This window comes from Ferruginibacter sp. (assembly GCF_049840995.1).
In the GTDB taxonomy this organism is placed as follows: domain Bacteria; phylum Bacteroidota; class Bacteroidia; order Chitinophagales; family Chitinophagaceae; genus Ferruginibacter.
The window spans coordinates 1,576,739-1,597,510 of record NZ_JASGIP010000003.1 but is presented as its reverse complement, the minus strand read 5'-3'; the positions used below and the strand labels follow the sequence as shown (position 1 = coordinate 1,597,510).

Sequence of the window (20,772 nt, the reverse complement as noted above, 5' to 3'; positions counted from 1 at the left end):
CTTTTAAAATACAAAGGCTGCCCGTAACGGACAGCCTTTTTTATATAGCGGAATAAATATTACTCAAATAAAATTCAGGTAGTCAAATTTATTACCCAGTACCATTTTATCATCTGCGCCCAGCCATTTATTCAATACAGTGGCATATACATTTTTAAAATCCACTTTGTACTTCAGGTCGCCTTCATTCAGGTCGGCAAGGTCGGGCATGGCATTCAGCACACCCTTCTGTTTTAAACCACCGCCGATGAAGAACATATTATTGGCCGTGCCATGATCGGTACCACCACTTGCATTCTGCGATACCCTGCGGCCAAATTCGCTGAAGGTCATCATCAGCACATCATCAAAGCGGTTGTTCTTTTTAAGATCGCTGGTGAATGCTTTTACTGCGTCATTCAATTCGGTGAACAATCTTTTTTGTTGACCTTCCTGGTTCACATGCGTATCAAAACTGCCCAGCGAAACATAATACACTTTGGTATTGATATCAGAAAAGATCAACGACGCAATGGTTTTAAGGTCCCGGCCCAGTTCGGTGGCAGGATAAGTTTCACTGGTGGGGTGCACTTTGCTTTGCTGGTAAATATAATGAGCGCTGCTGATGGTCTCACTCATGGTCTTATACAGGTAGTCGATCGTTTCTTCTCCCTTCTGGTGATCGGCATTTACTTCTTTAAAATATTTTCCATTACTGGTATTGTATAATTTTCCCGGGTCTTTAAATGCCAGACCTTTACTTTCTTCTCCTTTTAATGCAAGGCTCAGCACATCATCCAGCTCCATGGCCTGTGTAGGTTTATCGCAGCCCTTGCACTGCGCATCCAGGTAGCGGCCTATCCATCCCGTATTTACATATTCGTTACTGGCGCTGGCGCTGTGCCATATATCCATGCTGCGGAAATGGCTCCTGTCCGGGTTCGGGTAGCCTACACTGTTCAATATACTCAAACTGCCATCATCATACAATCCTTTAAATGCTTCCAGCGCAGGGTTCAGGCCCACTTCATCGGTTATCAGCAATGATTTATCTTTTTCAATACCCAGCCTCGGCCTTTCTTTATAATAAATATCATTGCGTACCGGTATCACGGTATTCAGTCCATCATTGCCGCCGCTGAACTGGATGACCACCACCACTTTATTGCCTGCCGGCACCATGGCTGGTTTTTCAAATGCCTTTAAAAATTTAGGCAGCATAAAAGATGCTGTGGCGAGGGAACCTACCTGGAGAAATTCTTTTCTTTTAATAAGCATAGAAAATAAATTGATAATGATAAAATGAATAATGAATAATTTGTCTGGCTGGCGATTATTATTAATTATTCATTATTAAATTTTAAATTAACATAGCTGGTATTCCGGCGTGCTCATCAAATTCACAATGGCGCTTTTAATGAAGTTTTCCCTGCTGGCGCTGTTCAGGTATTTTTCCAGCAGGCTATCATTTACATGGCTTTTTGTTTGCAGCACCGTAGCAGTGATGTTGGGCAATAATTGCTCCCGCGGTACCTGTTCAAAAACCTTTGAAACCAGCGCCCAGTCTATCTTTGCGGTACCACCTTTAGTAACTTCTCTTACTTTTTTGGCGGTCATCTCCATCATGCCGCCCTGCAGATCATCATCTGCTTTGGGCAGAATATCCATGATATCGTTGGCCGTTAATATTTGTGGTATGCGTAAGCGCAGCATCAGGCTGCTGCTGTCTATCCAGCTTCTGCCACCGGGCCAGCCGGCAACGTTAGGCGGGTAAAATAATATCTGCCCCAGTGTTTTTTGAAATAATAATTGCGCCTGGTCATTTTCCATTTCCATGGGCATCAGGCGGCGGATGCCTGCCAGCAGTTCCACCGGCGATTTGATCTTGGTGCCCACATTCTTCTCTTCATAAAACCAATCGCTGGTAAAAATATCTTCCATCAGTTTTTTAATATCATAACCACTTTGATAAAAGCGGCCTGCCAGCCATTCCACTTTGGCATCATCCACCTGGTCGTTCACAAAATACCGGTATATTTTTTTCGTGATGTACTTCGCCGTTTGCTTTTGCTCCAGCAAAATATCCAGCACATCATCCCCATCAAACCTGCCGGTTTTACCCAATACCGTCTTACTATCATCATCATGCTGAAACTTCCTGAACTCAAACTCACCTTTTAAATTAAAGCCCCAGCCGGTAAATGCCCTTGCAGCTTCCTTTACATCTGTTTCCGTATAATTGCCACGGCCCATGGTAAACAGTTCCATCACTTCCCGTGCAAAATTTTCGTTGGGATGCTTTTTCTTATTCTGCTGGTTGTTTAAAAAAGAAAGCATGGCACCGCTTTTACTCACTTCCCGCAACAGGTCTTTAAAATTACCCAATGCGTTTTCCCTCACCACCTGTAACAGCTCCTGCTGAAAATAACTGTTGATGATGCGGCATGCAAAATGTCCGTGCCAGAACAGGCTCATCTTTTCTCTTAACTGCGCTTCGCTGTCGATCATTTCTTCCAGCCAGCGGATGTTCAGGTTCTTGATATCTTCCCGCGACTGTTCCCGCATCTGCTTGCGCTGCTCTTTTACCTGTTCAGGATTTTGCTGCATTTGCGCCACATCCTTGATGCCCTTGTACAAGCCATCCACCAGGCCTTGCGCCACTTCGATCTTCTCAGGCTTTTTTGCAGAGGTTTTTAAAAGCAGGGCCCATAATTCTTTTTGGGAAACCTTGTCGAGTTCGGCTGCATTTTCGGCCATGGGGCCAAAGCCTGCCCGCCATAATAGATGTTGATTTTTTAAACGGTTGGAAGCTGCCATAAAAGAAATGTTAAATACTGACGAATAACGGTGCTCTGACTATCCAAATTATTAAAGGTTTAATCTTTAATAACTATTTAATACGGGCCTTTTGTAAGCATAAAAAAAGGCCGCCCAAGGGCAGCCTTTTATGTAAGAATCGATCAATTATTTTTTAGCATTGGCTTTTACATAAGCCAGTACATTGTCTTTTTCAGTGTCATCCAGGTGTGCTTTTGGTGCCATTACCTGCATAATGCTTACCCAACGGTCGGCAGTATAATCACTTACCACTTTCAGGCCGTGGCATTTGCCGCATTTGGCATTGTAAGTAGACTGGCCCTGCATTTCCGGAGTTTTGGTGGTAGAACCTTCAGCCGGTGTGCGGGTGCCTGCCGGTGTGGAAGGGGTACTGGGTACAGCCGCCGGTGTTGTTGTTGCTGCAGTAGTAGCCGGAGCCGTAGTTGCAGTGGTAGCTGGTGTGCTCACTACGCTGCCATTGTTAGAAGAAGTAGCGCCGGTGGCCGGTGCCGTTATTTTTTTTGCACAGCCAAATACTAATACCGTCAAGGTCAATAAGGTAAACGTTCTTTTCATGATTTATTTTTAGGAATGATAAATATAGGATGTTTCACTAAAAATATGACGGTAATTTTACAGTTTTTGTTAATGAATGGTTGTAGCACCAAAATAACCATGCAATGCTTTCGGCAGGTTGATACCCGTTTCGGTTTGATGGTTTTCCAGGATGGCCGCCATAATGCGCGGCAAAGCCAAAGATGATCCGTTCAAAGAATGCACCAGTTGGGTCTTATTATTCTCATCCCTGAACCGGATCTTCATCCTGTTGGCCTGGAAGGTTTCAAAATTGGTGACAGAACTTACTTCCAGCCATTTTTGCTGCGCCGCACTGTATACTTCAAAATCGTAAGTGAGGGCACCGGTAAAACTCATGTCGCCACCGCACAACCTTAAAATGCGGTAAGGCAGTTCGAGCGATTGCAATAATTTTTCAATGTGCAATACCATCTCTTCATGTACCGCATAGCTTTTTTCGGGATGTACCAGCTGCACCACTTCTACTTTATCAAACTGGTGTACCCGGTTCAATCCCCTTACATCACTTCCAAAACTGCCTGCTTCTCTTCTAAAGCAAGGAGTGTAAGCGGTCATTTTTATAGGCAATTCATTTTCTTTTACAATTTCATCGCGGTAAATATTCGTTACCGGAACTTCGGCCGTAGGTATCAGGTAAAATCCATCTGCAGTTACATGATACATCTGCCCTTCCTTATCCGGCAGTTGTCCTGTACCGTAAGCCGTGGCTTCATTTACCATGTGTGGTGGAAGATATTCCGTATAACCGGCCGCAGTATTGTAATCCAAAAAATATTGTATCAATGCCCTTTGCAGTTTAGCACCCTTGCCTTTGTACAAAGGGAAGCCGCTGCCGGTGATCTTGGCACCGGTCTCAAAATCCACCAGGTCGTATTTCTTTATTAACTCCCAGTGTGGCACTGCGTTGGTCAATGTTGGTTTGGTACCTATTTCCCTCACCACTTCATTTTCTTCGGGCGTTTTGCCTTTGGGCACAGATACATGCGGCAGGTTAGGTAACACGACCAGTGTTTGATACAATAATTCTTCCGCATCCGCTAATTGTTGTGACTGATGCTGATGGGTAGCCTTAAACTTAGTTACCTCTTCTCTTTTAATATCCGCCAGGCTTTTATCACCTTTAGCCATCAGCATACCGATCTCTTTACTATTCGCATTGATGGAGGCCTGCAGGCTTTCGCTTTCCACTTTTAATTTACGTACCTGTTCATCCAGTTCCACCACTTTGTCCACCAGCGACAGGTCACCGAAATTCTTTACCGCCAGTCTTTCTTTAACCAATTCAACATTTTGCCTGATAAAATTTACCTGTAACATCTTATTAAAAAATTTTGAGCAAAGGTAAGAAAGTGGCCCGCAGATTTCGTGGAAGATTCCCGCAGATTTCGCGGATTACGCAGAAAAAAGGGTTTCATCAGTAATATCTGCGTCATCTGCGGGCTTATTAGTAAAGGAATCTGTCAGCGACATCTTCGCAATCTCCAGGTCTACTCGAAAAAGATTCCCGCAGATTTCGCAGAATACGCAGAAAAAAGATTTTCTTTCAGCGACATCCGCGCAATCTGCGGGCTCATTAATAAAAAAGAATCCATCAGCGACATCCGCGTAATCCGCGGGCCCTATGTTATATTTGCATTATGCAGCACGTTAAAGACGACTTACAGGTAAGGTGGCTGAAGCTACGCATTAAAATAAAAGAACGCTTTGGCATCAAGCCGGAAATGGATGGTATATTATTTCTCATTGGCATACAGGAACTGGGCAGCGGCAAACAGGATTTTACCAAAGAACAGAAGCAGGACCTGATGCATATTGCCGTTTGCACCGTACTGGCCCCCAGCGGTTATTACGCTTTATCAGGTTATGATGAAGATAACTGGCCCCACTTTGAACAACTGAAACCCCTGCCTCCTTTTATTATGATGGAGCAGGAAAACTTTTTAAAAGACCATATACTCTTGTATTTTCAAAACCAAAAATTTATTGACTGATCATTTATGAAGACACTTAAACACATGCTGGCCTTTGTGCTGTTATTTACCGTTGTAACCCATACCAACGGGCAGGTTAAAAAATTACCGGTAAAAAAACCTGTGGCTGTTAAAAAAGCTACCCGGGTAAAAGTGACCACCGATATGGGTGTCATTATTATCAGGCTATACGATTCCACTCCATTGCACCGCGATAATTTTGTAAAGCTGGTGAAAGCGCACTTCTTCGACAGTCTTTTATTTCATCGTGTGATACAGGGCTTTATGATACAGGGCGGCGATCCATTAAGTAAAAATGCACAACCCGGCGAAGCCTTGGGTATGGGCGGTGGTGATATGGCAAGAATCCCTGCTGAATTCCGCCCGGGCATATTACATAAAAAAGGTGTGTTGGCAGCCGCAAGAGACGGTAATCCTGAAAAGGCCAGCAGCGCCTGCCAGTTTTACCTGGTACAGGGAAGGATCTCCACCGATGCTGAATTGAACCAGGTGGAATGCAGTATCCGCCAGACCAACCCTGAATTTTATTACACCGACGAACAAAGAAAAATCTATAAGACCATTGGCGGTACACCCATGCTGGATATGAACTACACCGTGTTTGGCGAAATAGAGAAAGGCCTTGATGTGGTGGACAAAATTGCAGCCACACCAACCGCTCCCGGCGACAGGCCGCTTAAAGACGTAAGAATGAAAATGGAATTGCTGCCGTAGGGGTTGCGGGTTGAAAAAAGTTACGGGTTAGAGAAGTTACGGGTTAGAGAAGTTACGGGTTACGGGTTAATTTGTTGCAGCCGTTTTAAATAAACGCAAACAAATTAACCCGTAACTCTTTTAACCCGTAACTTTTCTAACCCGTAACGCTTTAGCTCCTAACTTTTTTAACCCGTAACTCTTTTTTTTAAACCCATAACTTTCTCTATTTTGCACCCGAATTATTTAAAAATCTTTAACTGATACAAAATGACTTTCCCAAGCAACCTGCGCTACACCAAAGACCACGAATGGATATCATTAGAAGGAAATGTTGCCACTATTGGCATTACCGAATTTGCCCAGGGCGAGTTAGGTGATATTGTATACGTGGATATCAGCACAAAAGGTAAAAGCCTTGCAGCAGAAGAGGTTTTTGGCACCGTGGAAGCTGTAAAAACGGTAAGCGATTCTTTTTTTACCGGTAAGCGGCACCATTACAGAAGTAAATCCTGCACTGGAAGCACAACCCGAACTGGTGAATACAGATCCGTATGGCCAGGGCTGGATGATAAAAATGACCGTTGATAACGAAGCCACTGTAGAAGCCCTGCTGGATGCAGCTGCTTACAGCGCATTGGTTTCTTAATTACCATCCATGACCTCTTCGTCTGCCTCATCAAAAGCGATCGGTATAAAAAAATTTATTCCAGGCATTGCCTGGTTTTTTGTGGTGCTCACACTGGTGTGCATACCCGGCGAAGACCTGCCCAAGCCGGATAACTGGATGATCCAGATAGATTATGATAAACTGATACATGTGGGTATATTCGGCTTCCTCGCCTTCCTCTTCATGTTTCCGGTGGGTCAATCCGCTGCTTTTTCCAATAAAGCAAAATGGTATTATTTTATTAAGATAGCCCTCGCTACTATTGTGTGGGGCTACACTACCGAAGTACTGCAGAAATTCTTCATTCCCGGCAGAAGCTACGACCTTACTGACTGGTTAGCAGACAGTATTGGTGGCGTACTGGCGATGATCTTTTGTCGTTTTTATTACTTAAGAAAACGCAAAAGCCAGGCATAATACCACCCGCTTGCTGCTACAGCCTTAACTTTGTATATTTGTATCACGTAAAATGTAGATGAAATGGAATATAATACAGGCCGCAACCATTTAATAATGAAAGAATATGGACGGCACATCCAGAAGATGGTGGAATTTTTGCTCACCATCCAGGATAAAGAAGAGCGCCAGCGCAATGCTTATGCAGTGATAGAACTGATGGGTTTTTTAAACCCTCACTTAAAGAATGTGGAGGATTTCCGTCATAAATTATGGGATCATCTTTTTTTGATCAGTGATTTTACACTGGACGTGGAAAGCCCCTACCCCATACCCACCAGGGAAACCTTAAAAGCAAAACCTGACGTTCTCGCCTACCCGAAAAAATATCCCAAGTTCAATCACCTGGGCAAGAATATAGAAGTGATCATTGATAAGGCGTTGAGAGAAGAGAATCCTGAAAAGAAACAGGGCTTTGCCAATGCCATTGCCTATTACATGAAACTTACTTACAGCAACTGGCATAAAGAACTGGTACATGATGATAATATCCAGAACGAATTATCGGCCATTACCCATGGCGAACTGGAATTCAACAGCCGTCCTTTTGTAAAACACCGCACCGATAACCGCAACGAAGATGATTATGGCGGGGGTGGCCGTAATAATGGCGGACAATACCGTAAAAATTTTGGTGGCCGCAATAACAACTCCGGCGGCGGCAATAACAGGAACAACAATAACCGCGGCGGTGGTAATAACAGGAATAATAATAACCGGAATTTTAAGAAGCGGTATTAATTGATCGCACGAATTAGAGCGAATTACACGAATAAAGAAATATTAACCTGGTGCTTTAAACATCAGGTTTTTTTATTTACGTTTGCTTAATTCGTGTAATTCGTTTTTAATTAGTGTAATAAAAAATAACTATGGGTTCATTTGAAGTTAGAGGCGGCAAAAAATTATCGGGAGAGATCACGCCACAGGGCGCCAAGAATGAGGCGTTGCAGATCATTTCGGCAGTATTATTGACGGCCGAAAAAGTTACCATTAAAAATATTCCCGACATCATTGATGTGAACCTGCTGATAGACCTGTTGGGCGAGATGAATGTAAAGGTGAACCGGGTGAGCAGGGATACCTGCATCTTCCAGGCAGATGAGGTGGATGTGGAATACCTGCACAGCGAGGCCTATCACAAAAAAAGCGGCAAGCTGCGTGGCTCTGTAATGCTGGCGGGCCCTATGTTATCAAGGTTTAAAAAAGCGTATATCCCCAAACCCGGTGGCGATAAGATCGGCCGCAGAAGGCTGGATACCCATATCATTGGTTTTGAAAAACTGGGGGCGCAGTTTGCTTATCATGAAGATGGCTTTTTTCACCTGGAAGCAAAAGAACTGAAAGGCATGCAGATGCAACTGGACGAACCCAGTGTAACCGGTACCGCTAATATTTTAATGGCAGCCGTATTGGCCAAAGGTACCACCACTATTTACAATGCCGCCTGCGAGCCTTACCTGCAGCAGCTATGCCGCATGCTGAACCAGATGGGTGCAAAGATCAGTGGTATTGGCAGCAACTTATTGATCATTGAAGGTGTGGATGTGCTGGGCGGCACCGAGCACAGCATGCTGCCCGACATGATCGAAGTAGGCAGCTTTATCGGCCTTGCAGCTATGACGCAAAGCGAGATCACGATTAAGAATGCAGGCATACAACACCTGGGTATCATTCCCGAAAAATTTCAGCAACTGGGTATACAAATGGAATTCAGGGGCGATGATATTTATATCCCTTCGCAGGAAATGTACGAGATACAGAAATACATGGATGGCGGTGTACTCACCATCTACGATCATCCCTGGCCGGGCTTTACACCCGACCTGTTGAGTATTGTATTGGTAACCGCAATTCAGGCAAAGGGCAGCGTGTTGATTCATCAAAAGATGTTTGAAAGCCGTTTGTTCTTTGTAGATAAACTGATAGATATGGGCGCCCAGATCATTTTGTGCGATCCGCACCGTGCTGTGGTGATCGGTTTAGAGCGGGAACAAAAATTGCGGGGCATTACCATGAGCAGCCCGGATATACGTGCAGGTGTGGCCCTGCTGATAGCTGCTTTGAGCGCACAGGGCAAAAGCACCATTCAGAATATTGAACAGATAGACAGAGGCTATCAGAATATTGATGACCGCTTAATGCGTTTAGGTGCCGATATTAAAAGAGTCAACTAAAACTGAATGAAAAAGTTTTTCTTTTTTGTACTGGTTGTTATTGTATCGCAGGGTTTTGTATCCTGCAGCAAAACAAAAGAATACCTGGTAAAAAAATGGGATTGTGTGCAGGTGGATAACCTGGCACCACTCGATAAACATTTTATCAGCAAAGAAGATTCTGCCATTGCAGTACAAATGGAAGCTGCTTTAAAAACCCTTAGCTGGACCTTTAATAAGGACAATACTTATTTCTGCAGCACCATGGGTAATAAAATAACGGTACAGGGCACTTACGATATATCAGGTGATGAAAAGACCCTTACACTCACTTCCAGCTCGGGTAATGTTACCAATACTTACCTCATTACTTCGATATCTGCCATTGAAATGACACTGACCAGCACAGGCACCACGGTACCCCTGGTGCTACATTTCAGCCCATCCTGATAAAAAAACCTTTTCTTTGCACATGGCTTTATACCTGAATAAACTTATCATCATCACGGCACCATCGGGTGCAGGCAAAACTTCTATCACCCGACATTTGATGCGGCATTTTCCACAACTGGAATTTTCTGTATCTGCTGCCACCCGGCAGGCAAGGGGAACGGAGAAAGATGGCGTGGACTATCACTTCATGAGCACGGAAACTTTTCAGCAAAAGATACAGCAGAATGAATTTGTAGAGTGGGAAATGGTATATGAAGGTAAATATTACGGCACCCTGCGTTCCGAACTGGAAAAGATATGGGCCGAGGACAAGATACCCGTACTGGATATTGATGTAAAGGGCGCCATCCATGTGCAGCAGCAATTTCCGCAAACATCCCTCAGCATTTTTATTGAACCGCCTTCCGTGGACGAATTAAAAAAACGTTTGCAAAGCCGCGGTACCGAAACCGCCGAATCGCTGGCAGCAAGGGTTAACAAAGCTTCTTACGAACTTTCTTTTAAAGATCATTTCAATAAGATAATTGTGAACGACGATCTGCAGAAGGCCTGCATCGAAGCAGAAATGATCATCTTTGGCTTTCTTAATAAACGTTAGCCGTTGGTATACAGGCTGCAACGCAAGGTTTTAAATACAACAGCCTTAAAGGGTGTATTACCCAAATCTTTCCTATTTTTATAACATGGACTGGACGGCGCTCATAGCAATCATAGTATCCCTTTTGCTTATCGGTTTTTTTTCCGGTATTGAAATAGCATTTGTTTCTGCCAATAAATTATCTATTGAGCTCAACCGCAAACAGGGTACATACAGCGGCCGGATATGGGGCGCCTATTCTGATAAGCCCACCCGTTTTATCGGTACCACGCTGGTGGGCATGAACGTGGTTTTGGTGGTGTATGGCCTGCTGATCGGCAATATGCTCTCCCCCGCCTGGAATTTACTGGCCACCAAGCTCCCTCCTTCCGCATCGGAATATGTAAAGTATATCAAGCTCATTTTCGAAACGGTGCTCTCTACCCTCATCCTGCTTTTTATCGAGTTCATGTTCAAAGCATTTTTCCGGGCAAGGAATAATGAGATACTCAGCAACGGCATCATCAGTTATGTGGCCAGTTTTTTTTACTGGTTGCTGTCTTCTTTTGCAAGATTTTTTGTGACGGTGGCCGAATGGATGCTGAAACATTTATTTGACGTAAAACTGAACGAGAAAAAAGAAGTATTCAGCAAGATAGACCTGGAACATTTTGTACAGCAAAGCAAGGGACACGAGGAAGAAGATACGAAAGAGATCAACAAGGAATTATTTGAGAATGCCTTATCACTGAGTGAAGTTAAATTAAGAGAATGCCTGATACCCCGCCGCGAAATTGAAGGGGTTGACAGTACTACTTCTATTGAAATTGTAAAAGAAAAATTCATTCAGACACAGCTGAGCAAACTGGTGGTGTACGAAAACAATATTGATAATATTACCGGTTATATTCACCAGCTGGACCTTTTCAAAAATCCCGCTTCGGTAAAAGATGTTTTGTTGCCCATACCTACTGTACCCGAAAGCATGAGCGCCACCGACCTGATGAACAAATTCAGCAAGGAAAGAAAAAGCATTGCATGGGTGATAGATGAATTTGGCGGTACGGCCGGTATTGTTACTATGGAAGATATACTGGAAGAGATCTTTGGTGATATCAAAGATGAATATGACACTGAGGAGTTTGTAGAAAAACAATTATCGGCCAACGAATTCATCTTCAGCGGCAGGCTGGAACTGGATTATATCACGGAAAAATACAAACTTGAATTTCCCGACCAGGAAAATGCGGAAACCCTCTCCGGCTACATCATACAGAACAACGAAGCTATCCCCAAACAAAAAGAGCGCATCATTTTCGGCCACTACGAATTTGATATCTTAAATGTAAGCGACACCCGCATTGAAACGGTGAAAGTAAAAGTGCTGATATGATATTCGCTTAGTAGCTTTGCAGCTCACTACTTCTTATTTATTTTAAATGGTCATTGCAGTTAATCTCCAGGTTGTACAGGGTTCTATTTTAAACAGTGATAACAGTTTTATTACAGCCTGTTTCAATCAACTGGCAAAACAACATCCAAAGCATTCATTCATTTATATTGTTGATAAAGGTTTTGATGAAAAGAATATCCAGTCTCAAAACATAACCGTTGTTGTAGCAGGTCCGCCCGTTAAAAGCACACTGGCATTGCAATACCGCCTGCAGTATAAAATACCTGCTTTACTGCGTAAGCACAAAGCTGACATTTTTATAAGCGAAATGATATGCAGCCTGCGCACTAAAATACCTCAATGCATTATTATAAACGACCTGTCTTTTTTACAACGATCTTCTTATTTAACTGCAGGCTGGGCAAGGTTTTATAAAAACAACACTGCAAAATATGTAGATAAAGCAGCGGCTGTTATCACTACATCTTTGTTTTTACAGCAGCAGTTAATGACGCATTATAAAACAGCGGCAGAAAAAATCAAGGTTATCCCTGCCGGTATTGATGAAAGATTTGTTGCTGCAGGATGGGAACTAAAAGAATCCATCAAAGAAAAATATGCCGGCGGAAAAGAATACTTTTTATACGCAGGCCTCATTCATCCCGCACAGGAGCTCACTAATTTTTTAAAGGCTTTCTCCTTTTTTAAAAAGCGGCAGAAAAGTAATATGCAGTTAGTGATCGCATCTTCTACGGCAACAACTGATAGCGGTTTTATTAAAAGCCTTGATTCTTTTAAATACCGCGATGAGGTAAAAGTTTTTGAAAATATACCTGTTGATGAACTGGTAGCGCTCACAGCAGGCGCTTATGCGTTGGTATATCCTTCGCAGCATGCACTGTTTGCCACATCTGTAACACAGGCCATGCAGGCAGCCGTGCCGGTAATTGCGGGTAACAGCGCTGCGCTTAGGGAAATTTGCGGCGAAGCAGCAGCAGGTATCAATCCCTCCGATTTTAATGATATCGCCACCAAAATGATGTGGTTGTTCAAGGATGAGGATGAACGCAACAGCCTGATCATTAAAGGCCAGCAAAAAGAGTTGCTTTATTGGGATGCCGTTGCAGGTAAAGTATGGAAAGAGATCACGTTTATTTTACAATAATTTAATAGCCTGCCCTTTTGCCGAAGTTTTATTTACGCTAATTTCATTTTTAGGAGATCCCCTTTATGAAACAGTGTTTACTTATTTTCCTTACCGGCCTTTGTTTATACGCATGTAATAAAACAAAAGATGCAATAGTTGCTCCACATCCTGTATCAGATTCTACAAAACCCCGGATCATTATTACCGAAAACATTGAAGGTTCTTTTTTAGATACTGTTTCCAATACCGAAAGAGGTATTGATACAACTATCGAGGATAACAGCTTTGTTATATACCAGCAACCAGCGAATAATAATTATATTCCTGTTACACTCCAATTTAAGATCAATCTTCCGGCATCGCAATTAGGTGAATTATCGTGGAAGATAGGCAATGATACCACCAGGAGAACAGGGACTCAATTTCATCTTGATTTCTATCACCCAACCAATACGCTTACGGCTACCCTGGTACTAAAATGGCATTATCCAAACCAGTTAACTTTTTATACAGATACTATTTCCAGGGTATTTGAGGTAAGTACAGTAAATAAATTATTTGGCTCTTTTACAGGATCGGACAAAGAAACACCGGCTGACAGGTACAGTATTGCGATCGGTAATTTTATAGATTCTTCTTTTGAATACTCCATCAACCCTATCCATGTATTGGGTATCAAAAATCTATGGAAAGGTTACCCGTATATCATGTATATCGGCGAACCCAAAACAAATGGTTTTACAACATTTGTTACTGGGTACGAAAGACAAAAAATAAATGTAAATGGCATCTATTATTCCAACCCTTATACATTAGCCTACCTGAACAGGAATAAAGACTCCATTTATATCAGGTATTCTTATTACAAATTTGTTGCCGGTTCAAATTCATTGATCGATAAGGTGATATCGAGGACTTTCCAGGGCAAAAAAGATTAAACCCGGGCAACTTCCCATTTGAAAAATGGCGGATCTGATCGGATCCGCCATTTTTTTATTTATGCTATCCATTTTAATAAACCCGCTAACTTCGCACTGGTTTTTAATATCTTAAATTCTTTATTTTAATTATGAATCAATCAAGTATAAAAATTGATGTATTGCTGGATCCTAATAAAGTACCGGAGCAGATAAGCTGGACGGCCAGCGACAGCTCTGCTGATATGGCGCAAAAAGCAAAAGCCATGTGCATTGCTTTTTGGGATAGCGTGGATAAGACCGCCCTGCGTATCGACCTTTGGACAAAAGATATGATGGTGGATGAAATGGCCGACTTTTATTACCAGATGCTGATGAGCATGGCCGATACTTTTAAAAGAGCCACGCAGCAGCAGGAAATGAGCGACGACATGAAAAAATTTGCCAAACTGTTTTTTGAAAAATTCAGGGCAACACAGATCAAGGAAAACAAATAACAGCCTCAAGGGATGAGTGGCAAGGGGAATAGCTTCAAGGGAGAAGCAAAGAGATTTGATACAGCATGCTTATCCCTTGCAACTTGTAGCTTGCAGCTTCCCCTCGCTTGCATTTTAAAAATTAGAAAACAAGTAAAAGCCTTAAGGGAAGAGTGGCAAGGGGAATAGCTTCAAGGGAGAAGCAAAGAGATTTGATACAGCATGCTTATCCCTTGCAACTTGTAGCTTGCAGCTTCCCCTCGCTTGCATTTTAAAAATTTAAACTGATACATATATGGCACTTGAACAACAAATAATGGCCGAAATGAAAGACGCCATGAAAGCAAAGGATGAAGCCACTTTGCGTGGATTGCGGGCAATTAAAGCCGAGATCATCAAAGCAAAAACAGAGCCTGGTGCAAATGGCGAAATTGATGAAGCCACCGAACAAAAGTTCTTACAGAAAATGATGAAGCAGCGCAGGGATTCGCTGGATATTTTTGAAAAGCAGGGCCGTGCCGATCTTGCTGCGAAGGAAAAAGAAGAAATGGCGGTGATAGAAAAATTTCTGCCCAAGCAGTTAGGCGAAGCCGAAATAAAAGCGGCGGTTGAAAAGATCATTGCCGAAACCGGCGCCAGTTCTGCTGCCGATATGGGTAAGGTAATGGGCGTTGCCAGCAAACAACTGGCCGGCCAGGCCGATGGAAAAACCATCAGCGCTATTGTAAAGGAATTATTAGCTAAGTAGGGATTGTAGATTTTAGATTGGCGATTGCAGATTGATAAATACATTGCTGAATAGATCGCTCATAAATCTAAAATCTGCAATCTAAAATCTAAAATATGCTTGATATTGTTTTTGCTATATTGGTCATCATCGCCTGCATCAAGGGTTTTCAACGGGGGTTGATCATTGCTGTATTTTCCATCATTGCTTATATCATCGGGTTGGCGGCAGCGTTAAAACTGTCGTCGGTGGTGGCGGGCTGGCTCAGTAACAGTACCAATGTTTCGGCAAAATGGCTGCCTTTTTTATCTTTTGCCATTGTGTTCTTTGCGGTGGTGGTGCTGGTGCATTTCGGGGCAAAACTGATCGAAAAAACTTTCCAGATGGCATTGCTGGGATGGGTGAACCGGTTGGGTGGTATCATATTTTACCTGGCCATTTATATCCTGATATACAGTGTGTTTTTGTTCTATGCAGAAAAAGTGCACCTGCTAAAACCCGAAACAATTCAATCGTCAAAAACCTATGCTTTTGTACAGCCCTGGGGGCCGGTTGTAATAGATGGCTTTGGAAAAATAATCCCCATTTTTAAAGATATGTTCACCCAGCTGGAAAGTTTTTTTGATGCCGCAGGTAACAAAATGCAGCATTAATTTTAAAGCTTATTTTATTTAACGTATTTTGCAGTTCCTGATTAAAACATAACAATCAGAAAACCATTTAACTAACCAATGAGTTACGAAATAAAGCAGGACGGTAAGTTTAAATTTATTGAAGAGGGCACAGGAGAACCACTGGTATTGCTGCACGGCTTATTTGGGGCACTGAGTAACTTTAATGATCTTATTCAGCATTTCAGTAAAACACATAAGGTGGTGGTACCCTTACTGCCCCTGCTGGAGCTGGATCTTTTACATACATCGGTTGGCGGTTTACAAAAATTTGTACAGCGTTTTATTGAGCACCGCAATTACAGCAATATTCACCTGCTGGGAAATTCGCTGGGCGGGCATGTAGGGCTGGTATACATTTTAAAACACCCCGAAAGGATCAAATCACTCATACTTACCGGTAGCTCCGGCCTTTTTGAAAACGGCATGGGCGATAGCTATCCTAAACGTGGTGATAAAGAATATATTCGAAAAAAAACACAACTGACTTTTTACGACCCGGCACTGGCTACGGAAGAACTGGTGAACGAAGTTTTTGAGATCACCAATAACCGCCTGAAAGTGATCAAGATCATTGCATTGGCAAAAAGCGCCATACGTAATAACCTGGGCGAAGAGCTAAGCCAGATAAAACAACCTACCTGCCTTATCTGGGGAAATAATGATACCATCACACCCCCATTTGTAGGTAAAGAGTTCAACCGCTTAATTCCCAACAGCGAATTGCATTTTGTAGACAAATGCGGCCATGCCCCTATGATGGAAGTTCCGGAAGAGTTCAACAGGATCCTGGATACCTTTCTGAATAAATTACCGGCATCTGCTGCAACAGTTTAACTAAATTTTGTGTCTGTATACTATTAACTTACCGGTGTTCGTTACATCTAAGAGGAGGACACGTTAATAAACCACAAATACAGCAATGTTAACCGTAGAGCTCATCAATAATAATATACCCCGTTTAAAGCTGCAGGACAGTGTAGGTAAAGCGCTGCAACTGGTGAACGATTTCCGCGTTACGCACCTTCCCGTAGTTGCCGATGATAAATTCCTGGGACTGATAAGTGAAGAAGACCTGCTGGATGCAGAAGAAGAGAAAATGCCGATACAGCTGATACAGGAAAATTTTATTTACGCCGCGGTAAAAGACAATGAACATTTTTTGAATGCAGTGAACTGCAGCAATCAATTTGATACTTCGGTAGTGCCTGTTGTGAACGAAGAAAATGAACTGGCAGGCGTTATCACCACCACCGATCTTTTAAAAGCGCTGGGCAATTTTGCAGGCACCAACGAAATTGGCGGCATCATTGTACTGGAAATGGAACGCAGCCAGTTTGCCATTTCCGAGATCAGCCGTATTGTGGAAAGCAATGATGCCACTGTACTGCATCTTAATACTACAGTACATCCCGAAACCGGCATGCTCACTGTAACACTGCATATCAATAAAAAAGAGATCGCGGCCATTGTAGCCACTTTTGAAAGATATGATTATGATGTGATCTATTATTTTGGCAACGAGAATTTTGAGAACGAGATACACACCAATTATCGCCATTTGATGAACTACCTGGATATTTAAGGCGTTCATTCTTTACTTACAACATCTTTATGCACTAACGAAGCAATGCTGAGCTACCCAAAAATATGTATGGGCGTTTTGCTGCTGCTTGCTGTTGTATCCGTTAAAGCCCAGGATCAAACTATCATCCCCACTCCTGTTATCGACTCTGCTGCAAAGTTCAATATAAAGGAGATCATTATCACAGGCAATCATAAAACCAAGGAGTATATCATACTGCGGGAGATGCAGTTCAAAAAAGGCGATTCTATCATCATTGCCAATGCAACCAAGGAACTGGAGCAGGCTAAACACCAGATATACAACACCACTTTGTTCAGCGAAATAAATGTAGGCATGACAGTGTTGAATGCCTTTGACATTATTGTAACGGTAGATGTAAAGGAACGTTGGTATATCTTTCCCGTGCCGCAGTTTAAACTGGTGGACAGGAATTTTAATGAATGGATCAAAACTTATAATGCCAGTTTAAAAAGAGCCAATTACGGATTAAAGTTCGTGCACTATAATTTAAGCGGCCGGAGAGACCAGTTAAGGCTTTATTTACTCACGGGTTTCAGCAGGGATTTTTCTTTCAGTTATAATGCTCCTTACAGCAATTCCAAATTGACAGAAGGTTTTGTAGTGAGTGCAGGTTATTCGCAAAAAAAAGAAGTGCCTTATAAAACCACTTATACCGACAGCCTTTTATTTTATACTTCCGATTCGCTGCGGAGCAAATTTGTGGGCAGCACTTTTTATGTAACGGCCGGCTATGCTATGCGCAAAGGTTTTTTTAACAAGCATATTTTTAATGTGGGTTATTACCGGCTTACAATCAGCGACAGCATCTTATTGCCCAAATACAATCCATACTATTTCAACAACGTAAGATCTGTAGCCAATGTGCTGGACCTTACTTACACCTATCAACATGCCAATGTAAACAATGTGCTGTATGCCACTAAAGGGCGCACTTCTTTTATATCGGTATTAAAAAGAGGCCTGGGCTTTACCGGCGGCATCAATGCGTTAACAGTAGAAGCAGGTTTGAATAAATACTACGATCTCGGCAGCAAATGGTACAGCAGCATACAATTAAATGGCAAGGTAACATTGCCCCTGCGGCAGGCCTACATCAACCAGCGTGGCCTGGGTTATGGCGAAAGTTACCTGCGGGGTATGGAGTACCTCGTTATTGATGGTACAGCGTCTGCCCTCGTACGTTCTACCCTTAAAAAGAAAGTGGTGGAATTTAAACTGCCGGTACCTTTTAAAATAAAATCGCTGACGCATATCCCCTTCACCATTTTTGCAAAAACCTATGCTGACCTGGGCTATGTGTATAATACAAAAGAATTTTCCACCAACCTCAATAATACCCTGTTGTATACCGGCGGGTTTGGCATAGATGTGCTTACCTTTTACGATGTAAATATCCGGTTTGAATACAGTTTTAACCAATTAAACCAAAAGGGGTTATTTTTACATACGCAGGGCGGATTTTAAATCGTTCTGTGTTACCGGCAAAAGCTTAAACTTTAAACAAACCAACAATTCCTTTAAAACCAGGGATATGAAAATAGCAATTTACAGCAGGGGATTAGAAGAGAACCAGCATGGCGAAATCAACCTTTTATTGAAGGAGCTGGTGGCCAATGAAGTGGAACCTGTTTTTTACCAGGATTTTTTTAATAAGTTTTATTCCGCGGTTGATTTTAAAACCAAATACTCCACCTTCAATTCCTCCGACGACCTGGACGAAAGTATTGATTGCCTGATAAGCCTGGGTGGTGATGGCACTTTGCTGGATACGGTTACACTTGTAAGAGATAAAGGCACGCCTGTACTGGGGGTAAATTACGGTCGCTTAGGCTTTTTGGCCAATATTGGTAAAGATGAATTGAAGACGGCTGTGAAAGCCCTGGTGAACGGCACTTACGTGATCGACAAAAGAACGCTGATCCATTTAGATGCGAATGTGCCTTTGTTTGGCGAAGTGCCGTATGCACTGAATGAATTTTCTTTATTGAAAAAAGATTCCACTTCGATGATAAAAATTCACACCTACCTGAATGGTGAATTTTTAAATACCTACTGGGCCGATGGTTTAATCGTTGCCACACCAACAGGCTCTACCGGTTATTCGCTCAGTTGCAATGGCCCCGTAGTATTCCCGGATAGTGGCAGCTTTGTGATCACACCCGTAGCGCCGCATAATCTAAACATCCGTCCCATTGTGGTGCCGGATGATACCATCATCTCTTTTGAAGTGGAAGGAAGAACAGATGGTTTTTTATGCACGCTCGACAGCCGCCGGGAAATTGTTACCAAAGAAATTCAACTGGCGGTACGCAAGGAAGCATTTGGCATCAACCTCATCCGGTTGAATGAAAATAATTTTTTACAAACTTTGAGGAACAAACTGAGCTGGGGGCTGGATGTAAGGAATTGATCCGGCAGCAAATTCAATATTACCCGGCTTGGGGCATTTAAATTATGTTCAGCAAAACAAAAAAGATCCGGTCAATCTTTATTCTCTACTGGTTTTTATTAACCTATATCATCGCCGCATTGATATGGTGGTTCATTGCCCTGAATCAGCAAAATGAACAGGCCACTATTTTTAAATTACAACAATTAAAACCCGATCAGCCGGGATATATAGAACAGGTAGACAGGATACAGGAAGCTGAACACCGCAAAGCTGCGCAGTATATTGGTGAGGGCGCCACTTTCTTTTTACTGATCGCTGCCGGTGCTGTATTTGTTTTCAGGGCAGTAAGGCGGCAGTTAAAATTCAGCCAGGAGCAGCAACATTTTATGATGGCCCTTACACACGAATTAAAAACACCTATTGCGGTTGCCAAACTGAATTTAGAGACTTTGCAGAAAAGAAAGCTGGATGAAACCCAGCAGCAACGTTTGATACAAACGACGCTGCAGGAAGCCAACCGTTTGAATTCTTTATGCAATAATATGCTGCTGTCTTCCCAGATAGAATCGGTGAACTTTAAAATGAGCAGCGAGGAGATCAACTTCAGTGAAATTGTGAGCGAATGTGTGCAGGATTTCAAAATTAGATTTCCGCAACGGAATATTTTGATGCAGGTGCAGGAAGATATTTTTTGTAATGGCGACCGGCTTTTGTTACAGATAGCAACCAACAATCTTATTGATAATGCCATTAAATATTCTCCCAAAGAAGCAACAGTGACCGTAGTATTGGAGGAAGACAAAAACCATATTATTTTACAGGTGAAAGATGAGGGAAAAGGCATTGCAGATGAAGAGAAGAAAAAAGTGTTTGCCAAGTTTTACCGGGTGGGCAATGCGGCCACCAAAGGCGCCAAGGGCACGGGTTTGGGCTTATATCTTACCCGCAGGATACTGGAACAGCATAATGCAAACATTTCTGTGACAGATAATGTTCCATCCGGAAGTATTTTTACAGTTTCATTACAATCAGCTACGCAAAAAAATTAAAG

General features: G+C 42.6%; 23 protein-coding genes and 1 pseudogene. 20 read left to right on the top strand and 4 right to left on the bottom strand.

The window, feature by feature from the left end; genetic code table 11:
- Nucleotides 1–63: 63 nt before the first annotated feature.
- From QM738_RS08700 to serS, 4 genes are all read right to left on the bottom strand, one after another.
- Nucleotides 64–1,257, bottom strand: a complete 1,194-nt coding sequence (locus QM738_RS08700) for a DUF1501 domain-containing protein (protein ID WP_462276298.1) — start codon at nt 1,255–1,257, stop codon at nt 64–66.
- 87 nt (nt 1,258–1,344) lie between these two features.
- Nucleotides 1,345–2,796: a DUF1800 domain-containing protein gene (locus QM738_RS08695; RefSeq protein WP_462276297.1), complete on the bottom strand. Its 1,452-nt coding sequence runs from the start codon at nt 2,794–2,796 to the stop codon at nt 1,345–1,347.
- Nucleotides 2,797–2,943: 147 nt separating this feature from the next.
- Complete coding sequence (locus QM738_RS08690; RefSeq protein WP_462276296.1) at nt 2,944–3,372, bottom strand: hypothetical protein; 429 nt, start codon at nt 3,370–3,372, stop codon at nt 2,944–2,946.
- A 69-nt stretch (nt 3,373–3,441) separates the two neighbouring features.
- Complete coding sequence (serS, locus tag QM738_RS08685; protein WP_462276295.1) at nt 3,442–4,710, bottom strand: serine--tRNA ligase; 1,269 nt, start codon at nt 4,708–4,710, stop codon at nt 3,442–3,444.
- A gap of 320 nt (nt 4,711–5,030) precedes the next feature.
- Between serS and QM738_RS08680 the strand changes: the two genes are divergently transcribed.
- The 20 genes and pseudogenes from QM738_RS08680 to QM738_RS08585 all read left to right on the top strand — a co-directional run bounded on the left by QM738_RS08680 (nt 5,031) and on the right by QM738_RS08585 (nt 20,770).
- Nucleotides 5,031–5,384, top strand: coding sequence for a hypothetical protein (locus QM738_RS08680; RefSeq protein WP_462276294.1), 354 nt, complete (start codon nt 5,031–5,033; stop codon nt 5,382–5,384).
- A 6-nt stretch (nt 5,385–5,390) separates the two neighbouring features.
- Complete coding sequence (locus tag QM738_RS08675; protein ID WP_462276293.1) at nt 5,391–6,098, top strand: peptidylprolyl isomerase; 708 nt, start codon at nt 5,391–5,393, stop codon at nt 6,096–6,098.
- A 249-nt stretch (nt 6,099–6,347) separates the two neighbouring features.
- Nucleotides 6,348–6,488, top strand: a pseudogene (locus tag QM738_RS08670) (glycine cleavage system protein H); the annotation flags it as partial.
- 58 nt (nt 6,489–6,546) lie between these two features.
- Nucleotides 6,547–6,726 (top strand): glycine cleavage system protein H, encoded by a 180-nt coding sequence (locus tag QM738_RS08665; protein ID WP_462276708.1) that lies wholly within the window; start codon nt 6,547–6,549, stop codon nt 6,724–6,726.
- Nucleotides 6,727–6,735: 9 nt separating this feature from the next.
- Nucleotides 6,736–7,164: a VanZ family protein gene (locus QM738_RS08660; protein ID WP_462276292.1), complete on the top strand. Its 429-nt coding sequence runs from the start codon at nt 6,736–6,738 to the stop codon at nt 7,162–7,164.
- Nucleotides 7,165–7,227: 63 nt separating this feature from the next.
- A complete protein-coding gene (locus QM738_RS08655) occupies nt 7,228–7,944 on the top strand; it encodes a DUF4290 domain-containing protein (RefSeq protein ID WP_462276291.1) in 717 nt (238 codons plus the stop codon).
- Nucleotides 7,945–8,075: 131 nt separating this feature from the next.
- A complete protein-coding gene (gene murA / locus QM738_RS08650) occupies nt 8,076–9,380 on the top strand; it encodes a UDP-N-acetylglucosamine 1-carboxyvinyltransferase (protein WP_462276290.1) in 1,305 nt (434 codons plus the stop codon).
- Nucleotides 9,381–9,386: 6 nt separating this feature from the next.
- Nucleotides 9,387–9,809, top strand: coding sequence for a DUF5004 domain-containing protein (locus QM738_RS08645; protein ID WP_462276289.1), 423 nt, complete (start codon nt 9,387–9,389; stop codon nt 9,807–9,809).
- Nucleotides 9,810–9,831: 22 nt separating this feature from the next.
- Nucleotides 9,832–10,410: a guanylate kinase gene (gmk, locus tag QM738_RS08640; RefSeq protein WP_462276288.1), complete on the top strand. Its 579-nt coding sequence runs from the start codon at nt 9,832–9,834 to the stop codon at nt 10,408–10,410.
- A gap of 85 nt (nt 10,411–10,495) precedes the next feature.
- Nucleotides 10,496–11,782 (top strand): hemolysin family protein, encoded by a 1,287-nt coding sequence (locus tag QM738_RS08635; protein WP_462276287.1) that lies wholly within the window; start codon nt 10,496–10,498, stop codon nt 11,780–11,782.
- Nucleotides 11,783–11,828: 46 nt separating this feature from the next.
- Complete coding sequence (locus QM738_RS08630) at nt 11,829–12,947, top strand: glycosyltransferase family 4 protein (RefSeq protein ID WP_462276286.1); 1,119 nt, start codon at nt 11,829–11,831, stop codon at nt 12,945–12,947.
- A gap of 65 nt (nt 12,948–13,012) precedes the next feature.
- Nucleotides 13,013–13,867, top strand: coding sequence for a hypothetical protein (locus QM738_RS08625; protein ID WP_462276285.1), 855 nt, complete (start codon nt 13,013–13,015; stop codon nt 13,865–13,867).
- Nucleotides 13,868–13,998: 131 nt separating this feature from the next.
- Nucleotides 13,999–14,343 carry a gliding motility protein GldC gene (gldC, locus tag QM738_RS08620; RefSeq protein ID WP_462276284.1) on the top strand — a complete coding sequence of 115 codons (345 nt, stop codon included), beginning with the start codon at nt 13,999–14,001 and terminating at the stop codon, nt 14,341–14,343.
- Nucleotides 14,344–14,617: 274 nt separating this feature from the next.
- On the top strand, nt 14,618–15,070 hold the full coding sequence (locus QM738_RS08615) for a GatB/YqeY domain-containing protein (protein ID WP_462276283.1): 453 nt from the start codon (nt 14,618–14,620) through the stop codon (nt 15,068–15,070).
- A gap of 95 nt (nt 15,071–15,165) precedes the next feature.
- Nucleotides 15,166–15,702: a CvpA family protein gene (locus tag QM738_RS08610; protein ID WP_462276282.1), complete on the top strand. Its 537-nt coding sequence runs from the start codon at nt 15,166–15,168 to the stop codon at nt 15,700–15,702.
- 78 nt (nt 15,703–15,780) lie between these two features.
- On the top strand, nt 15,781–16,557 hold the full coding sequence (locus QM738_RS08605; RefSeq protein WP_462276281.1) for an alpha/beta fold hydrolase: 777 nt from the start codon (nt 15,781–15,783) through the stop codon (nt 16,555–16,557).
- A gap of 85 nt (nt 16,558–16,642) precedes the next feature.
- Nucleotides 16,643–17,305: a CBS domain-containing protein gene (locus QM738_RS08600; protein WP_462276280.1), complete on the top strand. Its 663-nt coding sequence runs from the start codon at nt 16,643–16,645 to the stop codon at nt 17,303–17,305.
- A gap of 69 nt (nt 17,306–17,374) precedes the next feature.
- Nucleotides 17,375–18,793 (top strand): POTRA domain-containing protein, encoded by a 1,419-nt coding sequence (locus QM738_RS08595; RefSeq protein WP_462276279.1) that lies wholly within the window; start codon nt 17,375–17,377, stop codon nt 18,791–18,793.
- Between the two features lie 67 nt (nt 18,794–18,860).
- Nucleotides 18,861–19,739, top strand: a complete 879-nt coding sequence (locus QM738_RS08590) for an NAD kinase (protein WP_462276278.1) — start codon at nt 18,861–18,863, stop codon at nt 19,737–19,739.
- 44 nt (nt 19,740–19,783) lie between these two features.
- Nucleotides 19,784–20,770, top strand: a complete 987-nt coding sequence (locus QM738_RS08585; RefSeq protein ID WP_462276277.1) for a sensor histidine kinase — start codon at nt 19,784–19,786, stop codon at nt 20,768–20,770.
- The last annotated feature ends 2 nt before the right edge of the window (nt 20,771–20,772 follow it).

What these genes read in the sequence shown, in the direction of transcription:
- QM738_RS08645 (WP_462276289.1), top strand. Translation starts at nt 9,387, where the DNA reads ATGAAAAAGTTTTTCTTTTTTGTACTGGTTGTTATTGTATCGCAGGGT.
- QM738_RS08695 (WP_462276297.1), bottom strand. Translation starts at nt 2,796, where the DNA reads ATGGCAGCTTCCAACCGTTTAAAAAATCAACATCTATTATGGCGGGCA.
- QM738_RS08700 (WP_462276298.1), bottom strand. Translation starts at nt 1,257, where the DNA reads ATGCTTATTAAAAGAAAAGAATTTCTCCAGGTAGGTTCCCTCGCCACA.
- QM738_RS08615 (WP_462276283.1), top strand. Translation starts at nt 14,618, where the DNA reads ATGGCACTTGAACAACAAATAATGGCCGAAATGAAAGACGCCATGAAA.
- QM738_RS08690 (WP_462276296.1), bottom strand. Translation starts at nt 3,372, where the DNA reads ATGAAAAGAACGTTTACCTTATTGACCTTGACGGTATTAGTATTTGGC.
- murA (WP_462276290.1), top strand. Translation starts at nt 8,076, where the DNA reads ATGGGTTCATTTGAAGTTAGAGGCGGCAAAAAATTATCGGGAGAGATC.
- QM738_RS08635 (WP_462276287.1), top strand. Translation starts at nt 10,496, where the DNA reads ATGGACTGGACGGCGCTCATAGCAATCATAGTATCCCTTTTGCTTATC.
- QM738_RS08630 (WP_462276286.1), top strand. Translation starts at nt 11,829, where the DNA reads ATGGTCATTGCAGTTAATCTCCAGGTTGTACAGGGTTCTATTTTAAAC.
- gldC (WP_462276284.1), top strand. Translation starts at nt 13,999, where the DNA reads ATGAATCAATCAAGTATAAAAATTGATGTATTGCTGGATCCTAATAAA.
- QM738_RS08595 (WP_462276279.1), top strand. Translation starts at nt 17,375, where the DNA reads ATGGGCGTTTTGCTGCTGCTTGCTGTTGTATCCGTTAAAGCCCAGGAT.
- QM738_RS08605 (WP_462276281.1), top strand. Translation starts at nt 15,781, where the DNA reads ATGAGTTACGAAATAAAGCAGGACGGTAAGTTTAAATTTATTGAAGAG.
- gmk (WP_462276288.1), top strand. Translation starts at nt 9,832, where the DNA reads ATGGCTTTATACCTGAATAAACTTATCATCATCACGGCACCATCGGGT.
- QM738_RS08600 (WP_462276280.1), top strand. Translation starts at nt 16,643, where the DNA reads ATGTTAACCGTAGAGCTCATCAATAATAATATACCCCGTTTAAAGCTG.
- QM738_RS08625 (WP_462276285.1), top strand. Translation starts at nt 13,013, where the DNA reads ATGAAACAGTGTTTACTTATTTTCCTTACCGGCCTTTGTTTATACGCA.
- serS (WP_462276295.1), bottom strand. Translation starts at nt 4,710, where the DNA reads ATGTTACAGGTAAATTTTATCAGGCAAAATGTTGAATTGGTTAAAGAA.
- QM738_RS08660 (WP_462276292.1), top strand. Translation starts at nt 6,736, where the DNA reads ATGACCTCTTCGTCTGCCTCATCAAAAGCGATCGGTATAAAAAAATTT.
- QM738_RS08590 (WP_462276278.1), top strand. Translation starts at nt 18,861, where the DNA reads ATGAAAATAGCAATTTACAGCAGGGGATTAGAAGAGAACCAGCATGGC.
- QM738_RS08585 (WP_462276277.1), top strand. Translation starts at nt 19,784, where the DNA reads ATGTTCAGCAAAACAAAAAAGATCCGGTCAATCTTTATTCTCTACTGG.
- QM738_RS08655 (WP_462276291.1), top strand. Translation starts at nt 7,228, where the DNA reads ATGGAATATAATACAGGCCGCAACCATTTAATAATGAAAGAATATGGA.
- QM738_RS08610 (WP_462276282.1), top strand. Translation starts at nt 15,166, where the DNA reads ATGCTTGATATTGTTTTTGCTATATTGGTCATCATCGCCTGCATCAAG.
- QM738_RS08675 (WP_462276293.1), top strand. Translation starts at nt 5,391, where the DNA reads ATGAAGACACTTAAACACATGCTGGCCTTTGTGCTGTTATTTACCGTT.
- QM738_RS08680 (WP_462276294.1), top strand. Translation starts at nt 5,031, where the DNA reads ATGCAGCACGTTAAAGACGACTTACAGGTAAGGTGGCTGAAGCTACGC.